Raw genomic sequence first — 218 nt, forward strand, 5'->3', positions numbered from 1 at the left:
CATTAGACCTCGTAACGACAACCCTTCATAAACTGAAAAGGAATCAGAGGATTCGATTGACTGAAGGTGCATATATTCATTCAGATCAAGGGCCCATTACACAAGTCCTACTTATCAAAAACTAGTTAAAAAGCTAAATCTCGGGCAATCCATGTCAAGAAGAGGAAACTGTTGGGATAACGCTCCACAAGAATCGTTTTTTGGTCATCTGAAAGATG

At 39.4% G+C, this 218-nt stretch carries 1 pseudogene; it reads left to right on the forward strand.

The features are described 5' to 3' along the window. Positions 1 to 218 (forward strand): annotated as a pseudogene (locus MR065_RS27385) (IS3 family transposase); the annotation flags it as partial.

The sequence above is a fragment of the Bacillus cereus group sp. BfR-BA-01383 genome (genome assembly GCF_022663495.1).
Classification (GTDB): Bacteria; Bacillota; Bacilli; order Bacillales; family Bacillaceae_G; genus Bacillus_A; species Bacillus_A cereus_AU.